This window comes from Pseudomonas anguilliseptica, from assembly GCF_021375795.1.
Classification (GTDB): domain Bacteria; phylum Pseudomonadota; class Gammaproteobacteria; order Pseudomonadales; family Pseudomonadaceae; genus Aquipseudomonas; species Aquipseudomonas anguilliseptica_A.
In genome coordinates this window covers 767298-788748 of the sequence record NZ_JAEIOI010000002.1, presented here as the reverse complement: position 1 = coordinate 788748, position 21451 = coordinate 767298, and the positions used below count along the sequence as shown (strand labels likewise).

Here is a 21451-nt window from a genome sequence, read left to right as displayed (position 1 = left end):
GTCGCGCTCGGTCACTTGCTTGACCGCTTCGATCTTGAATTCTTCGGGGTAACGCTGGTTGCTCATGGCACCTCCTAATGGGCCTCAATTATGAGGCTCGGAGGTCTCTAGGGAAGCGGGGCCTATTCAGTGTCGATTTTGAGCGCGAATCGGTGTCGATCCGGCATGCGAATTAGTGTCGGAACCGATGCGAATACTCAGTTGACCTTGGATTTTCTGTCCCTATAATGCGCAGCTCTTCAGGCGTAAGCGGCCCCTTAAACTTCTTATAAAACAAGAAGTTATATTTAAAATAGGGGTTGCAAAGCAGCGAAAGCTGCGTAGAATGCGCCACCTCTTCAGGTGGTGATGTTTGAGCCTGAAGAGCTCCGGTCGAGTAGATCGAAAGCGGTAAAAGAGGTGGTTGACAGTGGTTTGAAACGCTGTAGAATTCGCCTCCCGCTGACGAGAAGCTAGAAGTTGATCGAAAGCGCAAGTGGTTGAGATTGAAAAGAAATTTTCGAAATCGCTTGACGGAAGATGAGGCTGCTGTAGAATGCGCGCCTCGGTTGAGACGAAAGACTTAACCAACCGCTCTTTAACAACTGAATCAAGCAATTCGTGTGGGTGCTTGTGAGGTAAGACTGTTAGTCGCAAGATTATCAGCATCACAAAGCAACACTCGTTAATTCGAGAGTTACCTTTCATTAATTTGAAAGTTTTGCGATTGCTGAGCCAAGTTTAGGGTTTTCTCAAAACCCAAGCAGTATTGAACTGAAGAGTTTGATCATGGCTCAGATTGAACGCTGGCGGCAGGCCTAACACATGCAAGTCGAGCGGTAGAGAGAAGCTTGCTTCTCTTGAGAGCGGCGGACGGGTGAGTAATGCCTAGGAATCTGCCTAGTGGTGGGGGATAACGTTCGGAAACGGACGCTAATACCGCATACGTCCTACGGGAGAAAGCGGGGGATCTTCGGACCTCGCGCCATTAGATGAGCCTAGGTCGGATTAGCTAGTTGGTGAGGTAATGGCTCACCAAGGCGACGATCCGTAACTGGTCTGAGAGGATGATCAGTCACACTGGAACTGAGACACGGTCCAGACTCCTACGGGAGGCAGCAGTGGGGAATATTGGACAATGGGCGAAAGCCTGATCCAGCCATGCCGCGTGTGTGAAGAAGGTCTTCGGATTGTAAAGCACTTTAAGTTGGGAGGAAGGGTAGTAACCTAATACGTTGCTACTTTGACGTTACCGACAGAATAAGCACCGGCTAACTTCGTGCCAGCAGCCGCGGTAATACGAAGGGTGCAAGCGTTAATCGGAATTACTGGGCGTAAAGCGCGCGTAGGTGGTTCAGTAAGTTGGAAGTGAAATCCCCGGGCTCAACCTGGGAACTGCTTTCAAAACTGCTGAGCTAGAGTACGGTAGAGGGTGGTGGAATTTCCTGTGTAGCGGTGAAATGCGTAGATATAGGAAGGAACACCAGTGGCGAAGGCGACCACCTGGACTGATACTGACACTGAGGTGCGAAAGCGTGGGGAGCAAACAGGATTAGATACCCTGGTAGTCCACGCCGTAAACGATGTCAACTAGCCGTTGGAATCCTTGAGATTTTAGTGGCGCAGCTAACGCATTAAGTTGACCGCCTGGGGAGTACGGCCGCAAGGTTAAAACTCAAATGAATTGACGGGGGCCCGCACAAGCGGTGGAGCATGTGGTTTAATTCGAAGCAACGCGAAGAACCTTACCTGGCCTTGACATGCTGAGAACTTTCCAGAGATGGATTGGTGCCTTCGGGAACTCAGACACAGGTGCTGCATGGCTGTCGTCAGCTCGTGTCGTGAGATGTTGGGTTAAGTCCCGTAACGAGCGCAACCCTTGTCCTTAGTTACCAGCACGTTATGGTGGGAACTCTAAGGAGACTGCCGGTGACAAACCGGAGGAAGGTGGGGATGACGTCAAGTCATCATGGCCCTTACGGCCAGGGCTACACACGTGCTACAATGGTCGGTACAAAGGGTTGCCAAGCCGCGAGGTGGAGCTAATCCCATAAAACCGATCGTAGTCCGGATCGCAGTCTGCAACTCGACTGCGTGAAGTCGGAATCGCTAGTAATCGTGAATCAGAATGTCACGGTGAATACGTTCCCGGGCCTTGTACACACCGCCCGTCACACCATGGGAGTGGGTTGCACCAGAAGTAGCTAGTCTAACCGCAAGGGGGACGGTTACCACGGTGTGATTCATGACTGGGGTGAAGTCGTAACAAGGTAGCCGTAGGGGAACCTGCGGCTGGATCACCTCCTTAATCGAAGACTTCAGCTTCTTCATAAGTCCCCACACGAATTGCTTGATTCATTGCGAAAGACGATTGGGTCTGTAGCTCAGTTGGTTAGAGCGCACCCCTGATAAGGGTGAGGTCGGCAGTTCGAATCTGCCCAGACCCACCAATTGTTGTGGGGTGAGGCCTTAGATGTAATTGGGGCCATAGCTCAGCTGGGAGAGCGCCTGCCTTGCACGCAGGAGGTCAGCGGTTCGATCCCGCTTGGCTCCACCACTTACACCGCGTTTAGAGTTCAGAAATGAACGTTCCTGCGCAGGCAGATGAATGTTGATTTCTGGTCTTTGACCAGTAACAAATCGTTCTTTAAAAATTTGGGTATGTGATAGAAGTGACTGATTGATTACTTTCACTGGTAATTAATCTGGTCAAGGTAAAATTTGTAGTTCTCAATTGCAAATTTTCGGCGAATGTCGTCTTCACGTTAGAGACAATAACCAGATTGCTTGGGGTTATATGGTCAAGTGAAGAAGCGCATACGGTGGATGCCTTGGCAGTCAGAGGCGATGAAAGACGTTGTAGCCTGCGATAAGCTCCGGGGAGTCGGCAAACAGACTTTGATCCGGAGATCTCTGAATGGGGGAACCCAGCCAGCATAAGCTGGTTATTACACACTGAATACATAGGTGTGTAAGGCGAACCAGGGGAACTGAAACATCTAAGTACCCTGAGGAATAGAAATCAACCGAGATTCCCTTAGTAGTGGCGAGCGAACGGGGACTAGCCCTTAAGTTGATTTGAGAATAGTGGAAGGCTCTGGAAAGTGCCGCCGTAGTGGGTGATAGCCCCGTACACGAAATTCTCTTATCAATGAAATCGAGTAGGACGGAGCACGAGAAACTTTGTCTGAATATGGGGGGACCATCCTCCAAGGCTAAATACTACTGACTGACCGATAGTGAACTAGTACCGTGAGGGAAAGGCGAAAAGAACCCCGGAGAGGGGAGTGAAATAGATCCTGAAACCGTATGCGTACAAGCAGTGGGAGCCCACTTTGTTGGGTGACTGCGTACCTTTTGTATAATGGGTCAGCGACTTATATTCAGTGGCGAGCTTAACCGAATAGGGGAGGCGTAGCGAAAGCGAGTCTTAATAGGGCGTTTAGTCGCTGGGTATAGACCCGAAACCGGGCGATCTATCCATGGGCAGGTTGAAGGTTAGGTAACACTGACTGGAGGACCGAACCGACTACCGTTGAAAAGTTAGCGGATGACCTGTGGATCGGAGTGAAAGGCTAATCAAGCTCGGAGATAGCTGGTTCTCCTCGAAAGCTATTTAGGTAGCGCCTCGTGTATCACTGCTGGGGGTAGAGCACTGTTTCGGCTAGGGGGTCATCCCGACTTACCAAACCGATGCAAACTCCGAATACCAGCAAGTGTCAGCACGGGAGACACACGGCGGGTGCTAACGTCCGTCGTGAAAAGGGAAACAACCCAGACCGTCAGCTAAGGTCCCAAAGTTATGGTTAAGTGGGAAACGATGTGGGAAGGCTTAGACAGCTAGGAGGTTGGCTTAGAAGCAGCCACCCTTTAAAGAAAGCGTAATAGCTCACTAGTCGAGTCGGCCTGCGCGGAAGATGTAACGGGGCTCAAACCATACACCGAAGCTACGGGTTCAACGTAAGTTGAGCGGTAGAGGAGCGTTCTGTAAGCCTGTGAAGGTGAGTTGAGAAGCTTGCTGGAGGTATCAGAAGTGCGAATGCTGACATGAGTAACGACAATGGGAGTGAAAAACTCCCACGCCGAAAGACCAAGGTTTCCTGCGCAACGTTAATCGACGCAGGGTGAGTCGGCCCCTAAGGCGAGGCAGAAATGCGTAGTCGATGGGAAACGGGTTAATATTCCCGTACTTCTAATTACTGCGATGGAGGGACGGAGAAGGCTAGGCCAGCACGGCGTTGGTTGTCCGTGTTTAAGGTAGTAGGCTGGTTTCTTAGGTAAATCCGGGAAATCAAGGCCGAGAACTGATGACGAGTTATCTTTTAGATGACGAAGTGGTTGATGCCATGCTTCCAGGAAAAGCTTCTAAGCTTCAGGTAATTAGGAACCGTACCCCAAACCGACACAGGTGGTTAGGTAGAGAATACCAAGGCGCTTGAGAGAACTCGGGTGAAGGAACTAGGCAAAATGGCACCGTAACTTCGGGAGAAGGTGCGCCGGTGAGGGTGAAGTATTTACTACGTAAGCCCATGCCGGTCGAAGATACCAGGCCGCTGCGACTGTTTATTAAAAACACAGCACTCTGCAAACACGAAAGTGGACGTATAGGGTGTGACGCCTGCCCGGTGCCGGAAGGTTAATTGATGGGGTTAGCTAACGCGAAGCTCTTGATCGAAGCCCCGGTAAACGGCGGCCGTAACTATAACGGTCCTAAGGTAGCGAAATTCCTTGTCGGGTAAGTTCCGACCTGCACGAATGGCGTAACGATGGCGGCGCTGTCTCCACCCGAGACTCAGTGAAATTGAAATCGCTGTGAAGATGCAGTGTATCCGCGGCTAGACGGAAAGACCCCGTGAACCTTTACTATAGCTTTGCACTGGACTTTGAGTTTGCTTGTGTAGGATAGGTGGGAGGCTTTGAAGCGTGGACGCCAGTTCGCGTGGAGCCATCCTTGAAATACCACCCTGGCAACCTTGAGGTTCTAACTCTGGTCCGTTATCCGGATCGAGGACAGTGTATGGTGGGTAGTTTGACTGGGGCGGTCTCCTCCTAAAGAGTAACGGAGGAGTACGAAGGTGCGCTCAGACCGGTCGGAAATCGGTCGTAGAGTATAAAGGCAAAAGCGCGCTTGACTGCGAGACAGACACGTCGAGCAGGTACGAAAGTAGGTCTTAGTGATCCGGTGGTTCTGTATGGAAGGGCCATCGCTCAACGGATAAAAGGTACTCCGGGGATAACAGGCTGATACCGCCCAAGAGTTCATATCGACGGCGGTGTTTGGCACCTCGATGTCGGCTCATCACATCCTGGGGCTGAAGCCGGTCCCAAGGGTATGGCTGTTCGCCATTTAAAGTGGTACGCGAGCTGGGTTTAGAACGTCGTGAGACAGTTCGGTCCCTATCTGCCGTGGACGTTTGAGATTTGAGAGGGGCTGCTCCTAGTACGAGAGGACCGGAGTGGACGAACCTCTGGTGTTCCGGTTGTCACGCCAGTGGCATTGCCGGGTAGCTATGTTCGGAAAAGATAACCGCTGAAAGCATCTAAGCGGGAAACTTGCCTCAAGATGAGATCTCACTGGAACCTTGAGTTCCCTAAAGGGCCGTCGAAGACTACGACGTTGATAGGTTGGGTGTGTAAGCGCTGTGAGGCGTTGAGCTAACCAATACTAATTGCCCGTGAGGCTTGACCATATAACACCCAAACAATTTGATGTTTGTGTGTCTCTATGAAGACTGCAACAGCCGAAAATTTGTAAGACTGCAAACCAAGACATCACATACCCAATTCGGGATAGCGCCTCGCCGCGATATCCCAGCTGAATCGCTTGACGACCATAGAGCATTGGAACCACCTGATCCCATCCCGAACTCAGTAGTGAAACGATGCATCGCCGATGGTAGTGTGGGGTTTCCCCATGTGAGAGTAGGTCATCGTCAAGCACCTATACCAAAACCCCCGATCAGGAAACTGATCGGGGGTTTTACTTTGCGCAGCGAAAACATAACGCCTCCACGTGGCGGCGCGTGTGATTGCCAGAATAGGCGCACCCGTCGGGCGCGCCAATACCCAATGCTTAGTTGATTGCGTCGCTAAGTGCTTTTGCTGGAACGTATTTGACAACGTTCTTTGCAGCAATCTGCAGCGCCTTACCCGTCTGTGGGTTGCGGCCTGTACGTGCAGGTCGTTCAGTGACTTTGAGTTTGCCTATGCCGGGCAGGGTGATTTCATCACCATTTTCCAGGGCGTCTGAGACTATTTCACTGAGCTGCTCAAGGGCTGCGCGTACTGTGCTTTTCGGTGTGTCGATAGCTTCGGCAATATCGCTGATCAGTTGGTCTTTAGTGATGGCCACGCGGTTACTCCTTTGAGTGAAAGATTGGCGACTTCGGTACTGTCGAGCGCTTTTAATCATGGGGCTTGGATTTTAACGGAAAAGGCTGAGTAACTTTTATCAGGCTTTCTTGGCGTGGTCTAAGCTCATGCTACTTGGCCATTGCCTAGGAGAGCCAGCATGCTTCGTGCCTTCGCTGATTTGGGGTTCCGTTGGAAAATCGCGTTACCTATTTTGCTGTTGGCGGTATTGCTGGTGACCATGGGTTTTCTGGGGATGCGCGGCATTACCCAAGTCGCAGATTCCAGCACGAAATTGACCAACCGATTCTTGCCGGGTATCAGTTTGCTGCTAAATGCTGATCGCGATCTTTACCAGGCTTTTGTAGCAGAGCGTAGTTTGCTCGATGAGGCAGTCGGTGAGCGTGTAGCTGCGCTGACAGATGCGCATACGGAGAACCTGCAGCAGGCTTATGACCGGGTGCATAAGTTTGCTGCGATGCAGCCTGGTAGCGAGGCGATGCAGCTAGTCAGCCAATTTGATACCGGCTTCGAGCGTTGGAAAGCTACGTCTCAACAGGTATTGAAACTGGCTGCTAGCGACCCGCATGCTGCTAGTGCGTTGAGTTTTACAACCAGTGAAGAGCAATTCGAGGCCATGCGTACGGCCATCGACAAGCTAGGTGAGATGGATGATCTGGCTGCCAATGCTGAAGGGTTGGCAGCGATCAAGTTGGGCGAAACCCTGAGTTGGCAGCAGGGCTTGATCGTTGTGATTGGACTAGTTGTCTGCCTTGTACTGGTCGTCGGTTTTCCTATTCTGGTCACGGGGCCGTTACACAGCTTACTTAATCGGATTGAGCAGATTGCCGATGGTGATGGGGATTTACGGGTTCGTTTGGATGTACTGTCTAACGATGAACTGGGTAAGTTGAGCCATGCCTTTAACCGGTTCTTGGATAAGTTGCAGCCACTGATCAAAGAGGTGGGGCGCGTAACAGGTGAGGTCGAAAGTTCTGCGCAGAGTCTTGCTGGCATGGCGGCTGCCAATGATCGGCTGATCAGCAGTGAGCATGCCGCTGTGGATCAGGTGAGTACAGCAGCTACGGAAATGAGTTCGGCTGTCCATGAGGTGGCCCGCAATGCGCAAAATGCAGCAGATGCTGCGCGTAGCGCGGAGGCCCAATCGAGGGAAGGTGCACAGGTAGTTGGCGCGACAATCAACTCGATTCGCCAACTGGCCCTAGAAGTAGAGAGCGCTTCGGCCACCATTCAAACGCTGGAGCAGGAAGCCGCGAATATTGGTGCGGTACTGGCGGTTATCAGGGGGATTGCTGAGCAGACCAATCTGCTGGCTCTGAACGCGGCGATCGAAGCTGCGCGTGCTGGTGAGCAAGGGCGTGGATTTGCTGTCGTGGCGGATGAGGTGCGTGCACTGGCTGCCCGCACTCAGGATTCGACCAAGGACATCCAGGTTATGATTGAGCGGCTGCAGATTGGTGTGCAAAACGCAGTCAAGGCGACGCACTCGGGGAGTAGCAAGGCGCGGCAGAGTGTCGAGCAGGCTGCAGGCGTGGATCAGGCGCTTACAGACACCAGCGATTCGGTACAGCGAATCAATGACATGACGGCACAGATCGCCACTGCCTGTGAAGAGCAGAGCAGCGTTACCGAGGAGATTGCTCGCAACATCAGTGATATTCGCGATCTTTCCAATGAGGCCGCGCAGACTTCTGAGCAGAGCGCGCAGGCGAGTCAGCGTCTTTCGGAGCTGTCTCAGGGATTGACCAAGTTGGTTGGTCGATTCCGCGTCTGATAGCCGATTCAATGGGCTAAGTGGTTGAAACGGTTGTAACTTCAATCCAAGCCGGTACAATGGCGCGGCTCACTTCTGGTGAGCCGCGTTATGGTGGCCCTGCCGGTCCCCTCGCAACGATCAGCCGTGAACCCGGTCAGGCCTGGAAGGGAGCAGCCGCAGCGGTGACATTGTGTGCCGAGGTGTGGCTGGTGGGGTTGCCTCCATCTACTGGCTCGTGAATGTGCGGATTTAACTAGCACCATGTGCCAGCATTGATTTTCCCTCTCTACCTTTTGCATTTCAGCATGGCTTTCTGCCAGTCTTCGCTGCTCGCGCAGAAATTCTGCCGTCTACCTGAGCGCCTCTCCTACGTGTGCGGCCCTGCCAAGCGGTATCTGATGGGTAGGCGAGGCCCGGCGAAAAAACGGGCCTCTGCCTGATTCAGTTGGTGTGATAGCTGAGCACACTGTCCTGTTCTTTGAGCGCCTTGCGCATATCGACGGGGATGCTACCGGAGCGCATGGCGAGCTCCAGTCGGATGTCTTCCAGGCTTTGTGCAAAGGCTTGCGGGTCTGCACGCTGGGCAGCGCTGAGTACGCGGCTGTAGGCGGTTGTGTCACTGGCATCCAGCAGCGAGAGGATAACGCCACCATCTGGGCGCGGTGGGCTGAAGGTGGCGCGTAGCGGCGCAAACAGCTGTTCAACAAGTTCGCGGTTAAGGCTATCCATGACGATGCTCCATCCTGAGAGTGATTGATTCAGACCTCAGGATGGCGTGATGGTTCGTCTGTCTGCGCGTTAGGCGGTCAAGGATTGGCGTGCGCGCTCAATCACTTGTTGCAGATGCGCACCGCTGTACTGTCCAGGGTAAAGGCGCTGGCTATGCTGGGCGATGCCAGCATGGTTAACGATAGTGAAGCTGAAACTGCCTTTGCGAGCCGCCATGATGCGGCAGTCTAGGGGTGCAAATGCACTGGATAGGGTGCGAATGGCATCCTGAATTTGGTGTTGTGTATTCATTCTTTTGGTACTTCCTAAAACAACGTGCGCGTCATTGCGCTGAATAAAGCTCCAGGCTGTCGACTTGTTGGGTCGATTGCATGTTTGGTTTGGAGCTGGACTGCGCGCACAAGTTCCCATTGGGGGAATGTGTGCGGGTCGGTACTTCGGAGGCGGGCTTGAATCAGCGCTTGCGCGTGATGGCCAGATCAGTCAGCAGGTTGGGGTCATGGGCGAGAGCTGTGCGGCATTGATGTGCAATGCGCTCTTTGCCTGGAAACCAGCAAGGTGGGCCAAAAGGCCTAATTGACTTACAGCGTGGTACAAACGGCGCGGATCTTAAACGACTGATCATTTTTTCGCCAGTGTAATCTGCTGTTTGTTTTTACTCCTGCCGCATGCGGGCCGAGCATCGGATGCAATTTACCCCATGCTCCGTTAGGATTAGCCCACTTTTGCTTTCCTCTCGTGACGGGTTTCGATGAGTTATCAGGTTCTTGCACGCAAGTGGCGTCCGCGCTCGTTCAACGAAATGGTTGGTCAAACCCATGTGCTCAAGGCGCTGATCAACGCGCTCGATAGCCAGCGTTTGCACCACGCCTATTTGTTTACGGGTACACGTGGCGTGGGCAAGACCACCATTGCGCGGATTATCGCCAAGTGCCTGAACTGTGAAACGGGGATCAGCTCGACCCCCTGTGGTGTGTGTTCGATTTGCCGGGAAATCGACGAAGGGCGCTTTGTCGACCTGATTGAAGTCGACGCCGCTAGCCGTACCAAGGTTGAAGACACACGTGAGCTGCTGGACAACGTGCAGTACTCGCCCAGTCGTGGACGTTTCAAGGTCTACCTGATCGACGAAGTGCACATGCTCTCTACCAGCTCGTTCAATGCGTTGCTGAAGACCCTGGAAGAGCCACCACCTCACGTTAAATTCCTTCTGGCCACCACAGATCCGCAGAAATTACCGGTTACTGTGCTGTCGCGCTGCTTGCAGTTCTCGCTGAAGAACATGCCACCAGAGCGTGTGGTTGATCACCTGACCCATGTCTTGACGGCTGAGCAGATTCTGTTCGAGAACGATGCGCTGTGGTTGCTGGGCCGTGCGGCAGACGGTTCCATGCGTGATGCCATGAGCCTCACCGATCAGGCAATTGCTTTTGGCGAAGGCAAGGTGCTGGCAGCTGATGTGCGGGCCATGCTGGGTACGTTGGACCATGGTCAGGTCTATGGTGTGCTGCACGCTTTGCTGGAGGGCGATGCGCGCGGCCTGATCGAGGCGGTGCGTCATCTGGCCGAGCAAGGCCCAGACTGGAACGGTGTGCTCGCGGAGATACTCAATGTACTGCACCGTGTGGCCATCGCTCAGGCACTGCCTGATGCAGTGGACAATGGTCAGGGTGACCGTGAGCGCGTGCTTGAACTGGCGCGGGTTCTGCCCAGTGAAGATGTGCAGTTCTATTATCAGATGGGCCTGATCGGCCGCCGCGACCTGCCATTATCGCCCGATCCACGCAGCGGCTTTGAGATGGTGCTGCTGCGCATGTTGGCGTTCCGCCCGGCGGATACCCACGATGCACCCAGGGTGGCACTAAAGCCGTTGGGGATTAGCCAGGCCACTGCTGATCCCGCGACCAACCCAGTGGCCGGTGCTGCTATGCCAGCACCGGTCAATGTTGTTCCTGCGCCAGTAGCCCCTGTTGCCGTTGTTGCTACGCCGCTGCCGCCTGCTGCTACAGTGGCGGCACCGGTGCCGGTGATGGATTCTCCCGAACCCGAACCCGAACCCGAACCCGAACCCGTGGCTGTTGAGCCTGCGCCTGAACTACGTGTCGAGGTAACTGCTGCGTCGGTTGTTGAGCCTGAGGTGGCCGTCAGCGATCTGCCTTGGGAAGAGCCGCAAGCGACTCCGGCAATAGCTGTTGAGCCTGTTGCAGAGTTTGTGGCACCGGCGCCAGCTGTACCAACGGAGCCTGAGAGCGCTGCTGCAGTATCTGTTGCGTCGGCAGCCGAAGCTGATGATGACGAGCCGCCCTTGGGCGATTATGACTATGTCGAAATGGATGCCGAGTCATTTGAATATGACTTCGATGCCGTCGAGCCTGAGCCACAGGTCGAGCCGCAAGTGCTGCCAGCCGCGCAGCCGGCCACTGGTTTGGCCGCTGATTGGCTGGAGCTGTTCCCCAAGCTTGGTCTGTCGGGAATGACAGGGAGTATTGGTGCTAACTGCACGCTGATTTCTGTCGAAGGTGATAGTTGGTTGCTGCACCTGGATCCCGCCCATTCGGCGTTGTTCAACCCAACCCAGCAGCGCCGCCTGAATGATGCGCTCAACCAGTTTCATGGCCGCGAACTCAAGGTGCAGATCGAGTTACGCAAACCTGAGCAGGAAACCCCGGCGCAGGCTGCCGCACGCAAAAGGGCCAATCGCCAACGTGAAGCCGAAGCATCGATTCACCAGGACCCTGTGATCCAACAAATGATTCAGCAGTTCGCCGCGGTTATTCGGGCGGACAGCATTGAACCCCTGGATATTTCCGTTAACCCCTGATTACCGAGGATTCGCAGCATGATGAAAGGTGGCATGGCCGGCCTGATGAAGCAGGCACAGCAGATGCAGGAAAAGATGCAAAAGATGCAGGAAGAGTTAGCCAATGCTGAAGTCACCGGGCAATCTGGTGCCGGTCTGGTCAGTGTGGTGATGACTGGTCGGCATGACGTCAAACGCATCAACCTCGACGACAGCCTGATGCAAGAAGACAAAGAAGTGCTGGAAGACCTGATCGCCGCCGCCGTGAATGATGCGGTACGCAAAGTCGAGCAGAACAGCCAGGACAAAATGGCTGGCATGACCGCCGGCATGCAGCTGCCGCCGGGCTTCAAAATGCCGTTCTAAAGCATCTGTGGCCGGCTTGGGCTGAACTGTCCAGGCCGGCCGCTATGCTTCCATCCCCAATCGCCGTTGCCTTTGAGTTGCCCTGCCATGAGCTTTAGCCCACTGATTCGTCATCTGATTGACTCGTTGCGCACCCTTCCCGGGGTCGGGCAAAAGACGGCTCAGCGGATGGCTTTGCAGTTGCTTGAGCGAGATCGGCATGGCGCACTGCGTCTAGCGCAGGCGCTGACCGAGGCGATGGAGGGCGTTGGTCACTGCAAGCAGTGCCGGAGCCTGAGTGAAGACGAGGTGTGCCAGCTGTGCCTCGACCCGCGACGTGATGACAGCCTGCTGTGTGTGGTTGAGGGTCCCATGGATGTCTACGCAGTTGAGCACACGGGCTTTCGCGGGCGCTACTTCGTGCTGAAGGGGCATCTGTCTCCGCTTGATGGCCTGGGGCCGGAAGCCATTGGTATTCCCGAATTACTGGCGCGTATCGAGGCTGGCTCATTCAATGAAGTGATTCTGGCGACCAATCCGACCGTCGAGGGTGAGGCAACGGCTCACTATATTGCTCAGTTACTGGCCGGCAAGGGGCTGATCGCCTCACGTATTGCCCACGGTATGCCGCTGGGCGGCGAGCTTGAATTGGTGGATGGTGGAACCCTGGCGCACTCGATTGCCGGCCGGCGGCCGATTCTGCTCTGACGCAATCCCCTGCGGCTTGATTGCCCTTGTACATGGCATGATCCTCTTCTTGTAAACCAAGCAAGCGCTTGGTAATTTCCCTGAAACCTCAGTGGAAATACCCTCATGTCTGCTTTTCAGGAATATTTTGATGAGTCCCACCAACTGGTGCGTGATTCCGTCAGGCGTTTTGTCGAGCGGGAAATCCTGCCGCACATCAATGACTGGGAAGAGGCCGGGGAGTTTCCTCGTGAGCTCTACCTCAAGGCTGGAGCCGCCGGCATTCTTGGTATTGGCTACTCGGAAGCCTTCGGTGGCAGTCATGAGGGCGATGTGTTTGCCAAAGTGGCGGCCAGCGAAGAGCTGATGCGCTCAGGCTCTGGTGGTCTGGTTGCAGGGCTTGGCTCTCTGGATATTGGCCTGCCGCCGGTGGTCAAGTGGGCCAAGCCAGCCTTGCGAGAGCGTATCGTGCCGCAGGTGCTGGCAGGCGAGAAAATCATGGCCCTGGCGGTGACCGAGCCTTCCGGTGGCTCTGATGTGGCCAATCTGAAAACTCGCGCAGTACGCGATGGTGACTTCTATCGCATCAGTGGCAGCAAGACCTTTATCACCAGCGGCGTGCGTGCGGATTACTACACCGTTGCTGTACGAACAGGTGGTGATGGTTTTGGTGGGGTCAGCTTGTTGCTGGTGGAGAAGGGCACGCCAGGTTTCACTGTCGGTCGCAAGCTGAAGAAAATGGGCTGGTGGGCGTCTGACACCGCCGAGTTGTTCTTCGATGATTGCAAGGTGCCGGTGGACAACCTGATCGGTGTGGAGAACATGGGCTTTGCCTGCATCATGGCCAACTTCCAGAGCGAGCGTCTGTCGTTGGCGATCATGGCCAATATGACGGCGCAATTGGCGCTGGAAGAGTCGATGCGCTGGGCCAAGGAGCGAGAGGCGTTTGGCAAGCCCATTGGCAAGTTTCAGGTGCTCAAGCATCGTCTGGCCGAGATGGCGACCCAGTTGGAGGTGTCTCGGGAGTTTACCTATCGGCAGGCAGCGAAGATGGCTGCAGGTAAAAGCGTGATCAAGGAAATTTCCATGGCCAAGAATTTCGCCACAGACATTGCCGACCGGCTGACCTACGACGCAGTGCAGATCATGGGAGGCATGGGCTATATGCGTGAAAGCCTGGTGGAGCGCCTGTATCGCGACAATCGTATTCTTTCGATTGGCGGTGGCTCACGGGAAATCATGAACGAGATCATCAGCAAGCAGATGGGGCTGTAACCCAACTTGCAGATTGCAGATAAAACAAACCCCGCGAGCGCGGGGTTTGTTTTCAAGCGGACAGGGGCTTAGGCCACCTGTACCTCTTCAGCTTGCATACCTTTCTGACCGCGAGCGGGCACGTAGGTAACAGTCTGGCCTTCTTTCAGGCTTTTGAAACCGTCGCTTTGGATAGCTTTGAAGTGCACGAACAGGTCATCGCCACCGTTAGCCGGGGTAATGAAGCCGAAGCCTTTTTCATCGTTGAACCATTTGACGGTGCCAGTTTCGCGATTTGCCATGGTGTGTCTCTTAAATCGATACGAATTTCGGTGCCAGAGTGCTCATAGCACCTATGCGGTTTTGCTGATAACTAAATTCCAGCTCGACCATCATAGGCCGTTTTCACTATGAGTGTTGGGCTTAACGTGAATTATTCATATTTTTATCAGGGTGAAATCAGGCCGGCCGCTATTTGTCAGCACAACCGGTGCGTTTCTATCGGATAAATGCTTTCGGTCGAGCGGCATAGGTGCGCCCAGTCGCGCAGCGGTGGGTATCGCACAGGTGATGGTTTTGGCGGCTGCATCCAGGGGGCGGAAGTTTTTCTGCGTCAGGTGATCGAGTCTCGCTGGCGTCGATTGCCACGCCTTTGTGCAGGTGTTTGTTATCTGCTGACTCGAACGCCCCGGTACGTGGTGCGTGCCGGGGCGCTTATCGGTGGTTGTTTACTTGAGGTTGGCTTTCAGCGCGCTCGCGGCTTGCTGCATGGCGCTTTGCGTACCGGGGATCTGACTGATTACATTGAGTAAACCGAAGTCATGGATCATGCCGTTGTAGCGCACAGAGGTGACGTTGACCCCGGCCGCATCCAGCTTGCGCGCATAGGCTTCACCTTCGTCACGCAGCACGTCGAATTCGGCGGTTTGCACCAGGGCCGGCGGCAAGCCTTGCAGTTGTTCAACCGATGCTTGCAGCGGCGCGGCGTAGATCTCGGCGCGCTGTTTCGGATCGGTGGTGTAGTTATCCCAGAACCACTGCATGAGGCTCTTGCTGAGGAAGTGACCGTCGGCGAACTGGTTATAGGAGGCGTTGTTGAAGTTGGCGTCGGTGACCGGCCACAGCAGCAGTTGGAACTTGATCGCCGGGGTGCCTTTGTCTTTGGCCATCAGGCTGACCACCGCGGCCATATTGCCGCCCACGCTGTTGCCGGCTACAGCCAGACGCTTGCCGTCGACACCAATTTGCGCGCCGTTCTGCGCCACCCACTGAGTTGCGGCGTAAGCCTGGTTGATCGCAGTCGGGTACTTGGCTTCCGGTGATGGGGTGTAATCGACATACACCGCCGCCGCGCCAGAGCCCACTACCAGGTCATGGATCAGGCGTTCGTGGGTCGGGTAATCGCCCAGCACCCAGCCGCCACCGTGGAAGAACATAAAGACTGGCAGCGTGCCCTGAGCATCGGCCGGGCGCACGACCTTGAGCTGGATCGACTGGCCATGAACCTCAATGGTCTTGTCGACCACCTTGATGCCCGATACATCGACCTTTATCCCGGCCTGCGCGCCGACCAATACAGCGCGGGCGTCTTTCGGGCTCAGCTGTTCGAGGGGCTTGCCACCACCAGCGGCAAGGGCATTGAGGAAACCTTGAGTAGTACGCTCCACCCCGGGGCTACCAGCGGCAAACGCGCTGTTGACGGCAAGGGCGAGTACGGCGATCGACAAACCTTGTTTGATGTTCATGTGCGGCCTCCTGGGGCGGGCCGCTGACTGGCAGCGGCCGGATGAGTGGTGGGTTAGTCGAGCAGCGTCAGGGTGACGTCGATATTGCCGCGGGTGGCATTGGAGTACGGGCAGACGATGTGCGCACGCTCGATCAGGGTCTGCGCTTGCTCACGGTCCATGCCTGGCAGGCTGATGCGCAGTTCGACTTCGATGCCGAAACCGTTGGGGATCGCACCGATGCCTACGATGCCTTCAATCGAGGCATCGGCTGGCATCGCCAGCTTGTCGCGGCCGGCAACGAACTTCATCGCGCCGATAAAGCAGGCCGAGTAGCCCGCAGCGAACAGCTGCTCGGGGTTAGTACCCGCACCGCCTGCACCGCCGAGTTCTTTCGGAGTGGTCAGTGCGACGTCGAGTACGCCGTCGGAAGAGATGGCCCGGCCGTCACGGCCGCCAGTGGCTTCTGCATAGGCACGGTAAGCAATGGTTTGAATCGACATGGTGGTAATCCTCTGGAGCTGTTTGGGTTGGTTTGTTTAAAGCGTTGCGGTGTTTGTGGTTGATCAGCCTTCGTGGCTGATCAACCACTCTGGGTACAGACCCTTGCCATTCTCTTGCTGCTTCTGGCTGTGATCCGCCAGTGCGGCAGCGGAGAGCGTGATGGCGATGGTGAAAGTGAGCAGCGTTTGCATGGCGTTCTCCTCAGGTTGCAGGGTTGTTCGGTTAGTTAGTGAATGCTGTGTTTCGAAAGATTTAATCGCTAATATTTTGCGTGCAAATCATTTCCATAGGGCGAACTCTAGTGCTCATTAATTTTGCGCGCAAGATATATTTTCGATTATTTAGCGATAAACGCTGAGGATTCAGGCATAAGCGAGGCGTAGCGCGTGTTGCCGCTGGGGTAGGGGGGATGAAAAAGCAGGCGTGGCGGTGGGCTGGGGCGACAGAACTGTCGCCGCGGCTTCAGATGGCTTGTTGCAGGTTGCTGCGCAGGGCGACCAGTTCGTTCTTCAGGGCACCGAGTTCGGCAAAGGATTGCTGGCTGGCGGCGAGGATGCAGCTAGGGATGGCCTTGGCCTGTTCATACAGGCTGCGGCCTTTGTCGGTGAGAAACAGCTCGACCACGCGCTCGTCAGCACTGCTACGCGTGCGCTTGAGCAGCCCTTCGGCTTCCAGGCGTTTGAGCAGCGGGGTGACGGAGCCTGGGTCGGTGAGCAGGCGGCTGCTGATATCGCCCACGGTGATGCCATCGCCTTCCCAGAGCACCATCATCGCCAGGTATTGTGGGTAGGTCAGGCCCAGTTCCTGCAGCAAGGGCTTGTAGACCTTGGTCAGCAGCAGCGATGTCGAGTAGAGGGCAAAGCACAGCTGGTTATCGAGCAGCAGTTCGGCGCAAGGCTCTGGTGTTGTCATGGCGTTCTCCAGTGGCACAGGACAGTTGGCGATAATTTATCGCGCTAATTACTGTTATGCCAATTGAGTGCGCGTGGCATTCACTTCGCACAGGCAAATGGCAGGCATAAAAAAGCCCCAGACACCCTATGGTGCTGGGGCTTTAGCGCTTGCCGATTACTCCACGGCCGCCTGGGCTTTCTTGCTTGAGCCTTTCGGCGCAAAGCGGGCAGCCAGACGCATGGAGGCGGTTACCAGGCGTTGATAGAACGCCGGCCATAGGCGTTGCATGCCATCCAGGGCATAGGCATCCGGGCCGATCAGAATGCGCCGCTTGTTCGCCAGCGCCCCGTTGATGATCACCTGAGCGGCTTTCTCTGGTGTGGTGCGCAGCAACTGATCGTTGAACTGCTCGCGCGCCTTGTCGGCGTCCTGGCCTGTCACGCTGCTCAGGCTAGCGTTCATCCGTGCGGTCTTGGCGATATTGGTCTTGATCCCGCCGGGGTGCACGCAGCTGGCCGATACGCCGCAGTCGGCCATATCCAGTTCCTGGCGCAGCGACTCAGTAAAGCCGCGCACAGCGAATTTGCTGGCGTTGTAGGCGCTCATGCCCGGTTGAGCGAACAGGCCGAACACGCTGGACACGTTGACGATATGGCCGCTGCCTGAGGCCTTGATATGCGGCAGGAAGGCCTTGGTACCGTTGACCACGCCCCAGAAGTTGATGTTCATGATCCACTCGTAGTCGGCGTAGTCGTTGCCTTCCACGGTGCCGCCTTGGGCCACGCCGGCGTTGTTGAAGATCGCGTTGACCCGGCCGAATTCGCTTACCACCTGATCCGCCCAGGCATGCACGGCGGCACGGTCGGCGACGTTGACGATGGTTTCACTGACCTGCACACCGAGCTTGCGCGCTTGCGCAGCGGTTTCCGCCAGACCCTCGGCATTCACATCGGAGAGCGCCAGTTGGCAACCCTGACGAGCCAAGCCGAAGGCCAGGGCGCGGCCAATGCCGGAACCTGCGCCGGTGATGGCAGCTACCTTGTTTTCAAACGACTTCATGCGTTGGCCTCCTGGGCAGTCAACTGGATTGCGCTGTTCTGCGCCGGGTGTGCCGCGTGCTTACGGCTGAAATGATAGGCCGCTGGGTCAAAGTTGCGCGTCAGCAGGCGGAAGCGCCAGGTAAAGCCAGGCCACACGGTGCAGTTGCGTCCACTGACCGGGTGCAGGTACCAGCTCTTGCAGCCGCCGGCATTCCACACGGTGTTATCGAGGCTGCCTTGCAGCTTGCCGTTGAATTTATCCTGCACCGCCTGTTTGACCTCCAGGCTCTGCAACTCCTGCTCGCCAACCAGCTTGAGCGCGCCAAGCACGTAATGGATCTGCGACTCGATCATGTAGACCATTGAGTTGTGACCCAGGCCGGTGTTCGGCCCCATCAGGAAGAACAGGTTGGGGAAACCGGCGGTCAGCGTGCCTTTGTAGGCTTGTGGGCCTTGTGGCCAGGTGTCGAGCAGGTCGACGCCGCCACGGCCAAACACCACGCCGCGCGGCAGCGGGTCGCTCGGGGTGAAGCCGGTGCCGAAGATGATCGCGTCAATCTCGCGCTCCTTACCGTCCACGGTGCGGATGCTGCCGCTGCGGATTTCCTCGATGCCATCGGTGATCAGGTCGACGTTGGGCTGAGTCAGCGCCGGGAAGTAATCGTTGGAGATCAGCACGCGCTTGCAGCCCATCAGGTAATCCGGGGTGACTTTGGCGCGCAGGACCGGGTCCTTGATCTGCTTGTTGATGTACCACTTGCCGACTTTCTGGGCGACGGTCATCACCTTGGGCAGCATGGCAAAGCCGATCACCCGGCTTTCCAGCAGGGCATAGATGGTGCCGCGCCAGAGCTTCTGCAGCAGTGGGAAGCGTTTGAAGCGGTTGCGCTCGCGCTCGCTGATGGCGCGGTCCGGCTTGGGCATGATCCACGGCGCGGTGCGCTGATAGAGGTCGAGCTGGCTGACCTGCTTCTGGATCTGTGGCACGAACTGGATCGACGAGGCGCCAGTGCCGATTACCGCAATGCGCTTGCCGGTGAGGTCATAGCTGTGGTCCCACTGCTGCGAGTGGAAGATCTTGCCGGTGAAGTCGCCCAGGCCCTTGAGGGCTGGAATCGACGGGGTGGACAGCGCACCCATGCCGGACACCACAAACTGCGCGGTGTACTGGTTGCCCGCGCGGTCACTGATATGCCACAGCTCCTGCTGCTCATCCCAGGCCAGGCGGGTGATCTCGGTGTTCAGCTGGGTGTGATTCTGCAGGCGGTACTTGCTCCAGCAGCTCTCCAGGTAACCCTGGATTTCTGGCTGTTTGGCGAACATGCGCGTCCAGTTGGGGTTCTGCTCGAAGGAGAAGGAGTACAGGTGCGATTGCACGTCACAGCCGCAGCCCGGGTAATTGTTGACCCGCCAGGTACCGCCGACGCCGGCTTCTTTCTCGAACAGCAGAAAGTCATGTTCACCGGCCTGCTTCAGGCGGATGGCCATGCCCAGGCCGGAGAAGCCCGTACCAATAATGGCCACCTTGCAGTGGCGGGTGGCAGTAGGGGGTGAGACGGGTGCATTCATGGCCAAGCTCCTGTTATGTTTATTGCTGGCGTATACAGCTGTATACCAAGGTAGACAAATGTATACTCGCCAGCAAGCAGCATTCTCACAAGCCAACTTTTAGGTAGGGTTCGTCATGCAGGCAGACGCCAGCGAGCAGCAGCCAGCCGCAGAAAAAGCCACCGAGGCCCCCGGCAAGACCCTGTTACTGGAGGCCGCGTTACGTCTCACCTCAACCAGCCGCAGCCTGAGCAACCTGGGCCTGCGCGAGCTGGCGCGTGAGGCGGGGCTCAATCCCAATACCTTCTACCGGCACTTCAAGGATGTGGATGACCTGGGGCTGACGGTGATTCGGCAGATCTCCACCCAGCTGCGCCAACCCTTGCGTGACTTGCGCCGTGAGGCAGCCGAACGAGCGGTGCAGACGAGCGGCAAAAGCCTGCCGATGCTTTTTGGTATCGACCTGCAACGTGGGCGGCGGGTGTGCCACGAAACCGTGCAGCTGTTCTTCGATTTCGTCGCGCAAAACCCTGAAGCCTTCATCATTGGCGTGCGCGAGCTGCATGGTGCCTCTGCGGTGTTGCGCGCGGCGTTGCAGGAGGTGATGGACGACTTCGGCGCAGACATGGCCGAGGACATCATTGCCTTCAAACTGCTGCCAGATATGGTCAACCCGGCGGTGGTGCGGCAGGTGTCGAACCTGATCAGCCGCAACCTGTTCCAGCTGTCGCTGGACTATATCGAGCAGCCTGAACGGCAAGCGGCGATCTGCGCGCTGGCCGAAGAGCAGATCGTGATGCTGTTTACCGGGGCCAGCGTGTTGCAGGGGCTGGGGCAGTTGAAATTGCCGGTGGAGTAGGTGTCTGTCGAACCCATAAAAAACCCGGCCGAGGCCGGGTTTTTTATGGGTGGGCGAATACTCAGTTGTTAAAGCCCAGACGCTGACGCCAGCGTTGTTCCAGCGCTTTGCTGTCGTGATCGAAGGGGTGGAAGCCAGGGCGGTAGTAGTCCAGGTACGGCAGGATCAGTTTGGTCAGGAAGCCATTGCGTGGGCCGAACAGGGTTTTCAGGCCTTTGCCCCAGCTGCGCCAGTTGAACAGTTGGCCGTCCTTGCGCAGCAGGTGCAGCTGGAACCAGCCGATCACGCCGAAGAAGATCACGGTGGAGATCGCCATCATGCCGACGCGGGTGAAGTAGCCGCCATAGACCTTCTGGTACACGTCGTAGCACACGGCCTTGTGTTCGTTCTCTTCAATCGCATGCCACATCCACAGCTGATACAGCTTGGGATCGTTCATCTGGGTGGTCAGGTCTTCACGTTGCAGCAGCTGCTCGGCCATGGTCGCGGTGAAGTGTTCCAGGGCACAGGTGGCGGCCAGGCGCTGTTTCTTGGTGGTGATCTTGGTCACCCATTCCAGCAACACCTTGATGCGCAGTTCCAGCAGCTCCAGGTCGATATTGTGCTCGGCGGCGTAGTCGTTGTAGGCCGCGTGTTCCTTGGAATGCATGGCCTCCTGGCCGATAAAGGCGCTGATGTCCTTTTTCAGTTGCGGCTCGGTGACCTGATCGCGGACGGCCCGCACGCTGTCGACGAAGAACTTCTCGCCATAAGGAAACAGCGACGAAAGGTTGTTCATGAAGTGGCTCATGAAGGGGTCGCCGGCAAACCAGAACTTCTGGCTGTCATCGAAGCTGAAGTCCATGCGGCGCACCGGAAAGCTGGCGGGTGGGGTGCTGATCTTGGCTGTCATAAAGGCGACTCCTGGGCGTATTGATCGCGGTCCGCGACCGCTCTTGTTATAGGGCTCGGGGTGACAGA

17 protein-coding genes, 2 tRNA genes, 3 rRNA genes, 1 other RNA gene and 1 pseudogene are annotated in these 21451 nt (G+C 56.1%); 13 read left to right on the top strand and 11 right to left on the bottom strand.

Going from position 1 to position 21451, the window contains the following annotated elements:
* Nucleotides 1–750: 750 nt before the first annotated feature.
* The 5 genes from IOD17_RS11420 (at nt 751) to rrf (ending at nt 5918) form a co-directional block, all read left to right on the top strand.
* Nucleotides 751–2287: ribosomal RNA gene (locus tag IOD17_RS11420) — 16S ribosomal RNA — on the top strand.
* Nucleotides 2288–2352: 65 nt separating this feature from the next.
* Nucleotides 2353–2429 (top strand) — tRNA-Ile (locus IOD17_RS11415).
* A 31-nt stretch (nt 2430–2460) separates the two neighbouring features.
* A tRNA-Ala gene (locus IOD17_RS11410) sits at nt 2461–2536 on the top strand.
* Nucleotides 2537–2778: 242 nt separating this feature from the next.
* Nucleotides 2779–5669: ribosomal RNA gene (locus IOD17_RS11405) — 23S ribosomal RNA — on the top strand.
* A gap of 133 nt (nt 5670–5802) precedes the next feature.
* Nucleotides 5803–5918 (top strand): 5S ribosomal RNA (gene rrf, locus IOD17_RS11400).
* The 16S, 23S and 5S rRNA genes sit together here with 2 tRNA genes alongside, the layout of an rRNA operon.
* 134 nt (nt 5919–6052) lie before the next feature.
* Here rrf and IOD17_RS11395 read toward each other — a convergent pair.
* Nucleotides 6053–6391: an HU family DNA-binding protein gene (locus tag IOD17_RS11395; RefSeq protein WP_267925752.1), complete on the bottom strand. Its 339-nt coding sequence runs from the start codon at nt 6389–6391 to the stop codon at nt 6053–6055.
* A 99-nt stretch (nt 6392–6490) separates the two neighbouring features.
* Between IOD17_RS11395 and IOD17_RS19540 the strand changes: the two are divergent.
* From IOD17_RS19540 to ffs, 3 genes and pseudogenes are all read left to right on the top strand, one after another.
* Nucleotides 6491–7267, top strand: a pseudogene (locus IOD17_RS19540) (MCP four helix bundle domain-containing protein); the annotation flags it as partial.
* A 78-nt stretch (nt 7268–7345) separates the two neighbouring features.
* A complete protein-coding gene (locus tag IOD17_RS19535; protein WP_418904270.1) occupies nt 7346–8125 on the top strand; it encodes a methyl-accepting chemotaxis protein in 780 nt (259 codons plus the stop codon).
* A 100-nt stretch (nt 8126–8225) separates the two neighbouring features.
* Nucleotides 8226–8322, top strand: an RNA gene (gene ffs / locus IOD17_RS11385) — signal recognition particle sRNA small type.
* 226 nt (nt 8323–8548) lie between these two features.
* Here ffs and IOD17_RS11380 read toward each other — a convergent pair.
* Nucleotides 8549–8836 (bottom strand): DUF3509 domain-containing protein, encoded by a 288-nt coding sequence (locus IOD17_RS11380; protein ID WP_233685200.1) that lies wholly within the window; start codon nt 8834–8836, stop codon nt 8549–8551.
* Nucleotides 8837–8905: 69 nt separating this feature from the next.
* Nucleotides 8906–9127: a hypothetical protein gene (locus IOD17_RS11375; protein WP_233685199.1), complete on the bottom strand. Its 222-nt coding sequence runs from the start codon at nt 9125–9127 to the stop codon at nt 8906–8908.
* 460 nt (nt 9128–9587) lie between these two features.
* Between IOD17_RS11375 and dnaX the strand changes: the two genes are divergently transcribed.
* From dnaX to IOD17_RS11355, 4 genes are all read left to right on the top strand, one after another.
* A complete protein-coding gene (dnaX, locus tag IOD17_RS11370; protein ID WP_233685198.1) occupies nt 9588–11657 on the top strand; it encodes a DNA polymerase III subunit gamma/tau in 2070 nt (689 codons plus the stop codon).
* 18 nt (nt 11658–11675) lie between these two features.
* Nucleotides 11676–12002 carry a YbaB/EbfC family nucleoid-associated protein gene (locus IOD17_RS11365; protein ID WP_233685197.1) on the top strand — a complete coding sequence of 109 codons (327 nt, stop codon included), beginning with the start codon at nt 11676–11678 and terminating at the stop codon, nt 12000–12002.
* Nucleotides 12003–12089: 87 nt separating this feature from the next.
* Complete coding sequence (recR, locus tag IOD17_RS11360; RefSeq protein WP_233685196.1) at nt 12090–12689, top strand: recombination mediator RecR; 600 nt, start codon at nt 12090–12092, stop codon at nt 12687–12689.
* Nucleotides 12690–12794: 105 nt separating this feature from the next.
* Entirely contained in the window at nt 12795–13943 is a 1149-nt protein-coding gene (locus IOD17_RS11355; RefSeq protein ID WP_233685195.1) for an acyl-CoA dehydrogenase family protein, read from the top strand.
* A 68-nt stretch (nt 13944–14011) separates the two neighbouring features.
* Here IOD17_RS11355 and IOD17_RS11350 read toward each other — a convergent pair whose 3' ends face one another.
* From IOD17_RS11350 to IOD17_RS11325, 7 genes are all read right to left on the bottom strand, one after another.
* Nucleotides 14012–14224: a cold-shock protein gene (locus IOD17_RS11350; RefSeq protein ID WP_233685194.1), complete on the bottom strand. Its 213-nt coding sequence runs from the start codon at nt 14222–14224 to the stop codon at nt 14012–14014.
* A gap of 426 nt (nt 14225–14650) precedes the next feature.
* Entirely contained in the window at nt 14651–15667 is a 1017-nt protein-coding gene (locus tag IOD17_RS11345) for an alpha/beta hydrolase (RefSeq protein WP_233685193.1), read from the bottom strand.
* A gap of 53 nt (nt 15668–15720) precedes the next feature.
* The gene (locus IOD17_RS11340; protein ID WP_267925749.1) at nt 15721–16149 is read right to left on the bottom strand and encodes an organic hydroperoxide resistance protein; all 429 of its coding nucleotides are present in this window, start codon (nt 16147–16149) and stop codon (nt 15721–15723) included.
* Nucleotides 16150–16212: 63 nt separating this feature from the next.
* A complete protein-coding gene (locus IOD17_RS19320; RefSeq protein ID WP_267925748.1) occupies nt 16213–16341 on the bottom strand; it encodes a hypothetical protein in 129 nt (42 codons plus the stop codon).
* 271 nt (nt 16342–16612) lie between these two features.
* Entirely contained in the window at nt 16613–17062 is a 450-nt protein-coding gene (locus IOD17_RS11335) for a MarR family winged helix-turn-helix transcriptional regulator (RefSeq protein WP_233685192.1), read from the bottom strand.
* 156 nt (nt 17063–17218) lie between these two features.
* Complete coding sequence (locus IOD17_RS11330) at nt 17219–18103, bottom strand: SDR family NAD(P)-dependent oxidoreductase (protein WP_233685191.1); 885 nt, start codon at nt 18101–18103, stop codon at nt 17219–17221.
* The gene (locus tag IOD17_RS11325; protein ID WP_233685190.1) at nt 18100–19653 is read right to left on the bottom strand and encodes a flavin-containing monooxygenase; all 1554 of its coding nucleotides are present in this window, start codon (nt 19651–19653) and stop codon (nt 18100–18102) included. Before IOD17_RS11325 ends, IOD17_RS11330 begins: the two co-directional genes overlap by 4 nt.
* Before the next feature lie 115 nt (nt 19654–19768).
* On the opposite strand from IOD17_RS11325, the gene IOD17_RS11320 reads away from it, so the two are divergent.
* The gene (locus IOD17_RS11320; RefSeq protein ID WP_233685189.1) at nt 19769–20491 is read left to right on the top strand and encodes a TetR family transcriptional regulator; all 723 of its coding nucleotides are present in this window, start codon (nt 19769–19771) and stop codon (nt 20489–20491) included.
* Between the two features lie 61 nt (nt 20492–20552).
* On the opposite strand, the gene IOD17_RS11315 is transcribed toward IOD17_RS11320, so the two are convergent.
* Nucleotides 20553–21383 (bottom strand): metal-dependent hydrolase, encoded by an 831-nt coding sequence (locus tag IOD17_RS11315; protein ID WP_233685188.1) that lies wholly within the window; start codon nt 21381–21383, stop codon nt 20553–20555.
* Between the last annotated feature and the right edge of the window lie 68 nt (nt 21384–21451).

Coding starts and splice junctions, on each gene's coding strand:
- IOD17_RS11340 (WP_267925749.1), bottom strand. CDS start 16,149: ATGTCGATTCAAACCATTGCTTACCGTGCCTATGCAGAAGCCACTGGC.
- IOD17_RS19535 (WP_418904270.1), top strand. CDS start 7,346: ATGGCGGCTGCCAATGATCGGCTGATCAGCAGTGAGCATGCCGCTGTG.
- IOD17_RS11315 (WP_233685188.1), bottom strand. CDS start 21,383: ATGACAGCCAAGATCAGCACCCCACCCGCCAGCTTTCCGGTGCGCCGC.
- IOD17_RS11345 (WP_233685193.1), bottom strand. CDS start 15,667: ATGAACATCAAACAAGGTTTGTCGATCGCCGTACTCGCCCTTGCCGTC.
- IOD17_RS11325 (WP_233685190.1), bottom strand. CDS start 19,653: ATGAATGCACCCGTCTCACCCCCTACTGCCACCCGCCACTGCAAGGTG.
- IOD17_RS19320 (WP_267925748.1), bottom strand. CDS start 16,341: ATGCAAACGCTGCTCACTTTCACCATCGCCATCACGCTCTCCGCTGCC.
- IOD17_RS11320 (WP_233685189.1), top strand. CDS start 19,769: ATGCAGGCAGACGCCAGCGAGCAGCAGCCAGCCGCAGAAAAAGCCACC.
- IOD17_RS11335 (WP_233685192.1), bottom strand. CDS start 17,062: ATGACAACACCAGAGCCTTGCGCCGAACTGCTGCTCGATAACCAGCTG.
- IOD17_RS11355 (WP_233685195.1), top strand. CDS start 12,795: ATGTCTGCTTTTCAGGAATATTTTGATGAGTCCCACCAACTGGTGCGT.
- IOD17_RS11395 (WP_267925752.1), bottom strand. CDS start 6,391: ATGATTAAAAGCGCTCGACAGTACCGAAGTCGCCAATCTTTCACTCAA.
- IOD17_RS11375 (WP_233685199.1), bottom strand. CDS start 9,127: ATGAATACACAACACCAAATTCAGGATGCCATTCGCACCCTATCCAGT.
- recR (WP_233685196.1), top strand. CDS start 12,090: ATGAGCTTTAGCCCACTGATTCGTCATCTGATTGACTCGTTGCGCACC.
- dnaX (WP_233685198.1), top strand. CDS start 9,588: ATGAGTTATCAGGTTCTTGCACGCAAGTGGCGTCCGCGCTCGTTCAAC.
- IOD17_RS11330 (WP_233685191.1), bottom strand. CDS start 18,103: ATGAAGTCGTTTGAAAACAAGGTAGCTGCCATCACCGGCGCAGGTTCC.
- IOD17_RS11350 (WP_233685194.1), bottom strand. CDS start 14,224: ATGGCAAATCGCGAAACTGGCACCGTCAAATGGTTCAACGATGAAAAA.
- IOD17_RS11380 (WP_233685200.1), bottom strand. CDS start 8,836: ATGGATAGCCTTAACCGCGAACTTGTTGAACAGCTGTTTGCGCCGCTA.
- IOD17_RS11365 (WP_233685197.1), top strand. CDS start 11,676: ATGATGAAAGGTGGCATGGCCGGCCTGATGAAGCAGGCACAGCAGATG.